The organism is bacterium, assembly GCA_036524115.1.
Classification (GTDB): Bacteria; JAUVQV01; JAUVQV01; order JAUVQV01; family DATDCY01; genus DATDCY01.
Window position 1 is genome coordinate 1 of the sequence record DATDCY010000262.1, and the last position, 1,863, is coordinate 1,863.

1 protein-coding gene is annotated in these 1,863 nt (G+C 71.7%); it reads left to right on the forward strand.

Going from position 1 to position 1,863, the window contains the following annotated elements:
- Window positions 1-179: 179 nt before the first annotated feature.
- Window positions 180-1,863 (forward strand): LPS assembly protein LptD (gene lptD, locus VI078_12715; protein HEY6000143.1); only part of this gene is annotated, 1,684 nt, incomplete at its 3' end.

The following is a 1,863-nucleotide window of genomic DNA, read 5'->3' on the forward strand; positions in this document are numbered from 1 at the left end:
GGCGGCCGGCGGCACGGTCGAGGCGCTGGAGGCGGCCCGGCGCGCTGCCGGCCGCGGCGGGCTCGTCGTCGTCGCCGGCTCCCTGTTCCTGGTTGGCGAGGTCCTCGCCCGCCGCCCGCGCTGGTAGCCGCGATCCGCGCATGTTGATCGACGCCACCTCCTGTGCTAGAGGAGTCCGGATGTCCCGCATCCTCCCGGTCGTGCTCGCCCTGCTGGTGTTGCCCGCGCTCCCCGCGGCGGCGCAGCAGGCCGCCCCGGCCGCACAGCAGACCGCCCCGGCAGTGGGCGGCGACGAGGTGCTGGTCAACGCCGCGCAGCTCGAGCGGCACGGCGAGGAACGGGTCATCGTCGGCGAGGGCGCGGTCGTCGTCCGGCACCGTGACCTGCGCCTTGCCGCGGATCGGGTTGTGTACAACGAGCTGACGCGCGACCTGGTTGCCGACGGCAACGTCGTCCTCGACGCCGGGGCGGACCGGCTCCAGGGCGAGCACCTCGAGCTGAACCTCGGCACCCGGATCGGGTTTGTCGAGCACGGGCAGGGCTTCGTGCAGAGCTACTACTTCACGGGCAGGCGCATCGAGAAGCAGGGGCCGGACCGCTACGTCGTCCGCGGCGGCACCTTCACCACGTGCGAGGGCGTCCTGCCCGACTGGAGCTTCCACACGACGACCGCGGACGTCACGATCGACGAGTACCTGCACGCGTGGAACCCGAGCCTGTTCGTCAAGCGGCTGCCGGTGCTGTACTTCCCCTACGCGGTCTTCCCCGTCAAGCGCGACCGCTCCTCGGGCCTCCTGATCCCCGAGATCCGCTACTCGAACCGGGACGGCGTCATCCTGCGCGAGGCCTACTACTGGGCGCCGCGCGACAACTTCGACGCCACCGTCGGCCTCGACTACCTCCAGAAGACGGGGTGGGGCGCCAACGGCGAGGTCCGCTACCTGCTCGGGTTGCGCACCCAGGGCGTCCTCAACGCGTACTACCTGCAGGAGGACGGCGGGACGGGGACGGGCGCCGAGCGCTGGTCCTTCTCGACGCGCAACTCGCACGAGTTGCCGCTCGGCCTGCAGCTCGAGGCCGAGGCGTTCTTCCAGAGCGACCGCAGCTTCAGGGCCAACTACGCGGACACCATCGAGAAGCGCTCCGACGAGCGCACCACGACGTCGGTCTACCTCAGGCGCAGCTGGTCGGCGTGGGACTTCACGCTCTCGGGGCGCCACGAGGAGAGCCTGATCACCGAGCAGCGCAACACGCTCACCCGCTTTCCGGAGCTGACGGTCGACCGCACGAGCACCCGGCTCTTCGACACCGATCTGCTGCTGCGGCTCGACGCGAGCGGCGTGCGGTTGCGCCGCGACAACGCCAGCGGCGAGTTCGCGACCACGCGCCTGCACCTGGTCCCCGAGCTGACCTGGCCGCTCTCGCTCGGGAGCGTCGCGCGGGTCATCCCCGCCGCGACGTACGACGTGGCCTACTACAGCCGGGATCTCGACGGGCAGGAGGCGACGCGGCAGGTCCCGACGGGGAGGGTCACGCTCGAGGGGCCGCGGTTCTACCGCGTCTGGGACGTCGAGCAGCGCGGGATCGAGAAGGTCAAGCACCTCATCGAGCCGAGCATCGGCTACGTGTACACCCCGTCGGTGGACCAGTCGAGGATGCCGAAGTTCGACTCCATCGACCGGATCGAGCCGGCGAGCCGCCTGGAGTACAGCCTGACCAACACCCTGTACGCCAAGGTGCGGGAGCGCCGCGCGACGGCCGCGGCCGCACGCGCGGCAGCGGCGCCGGAGACCGCTGGCGGGGCAAGCGGGGGAGGCGGGGCGGGCGCGAGCGTCCCGGCGTCCGCGGAAGAGATGCCCGCGG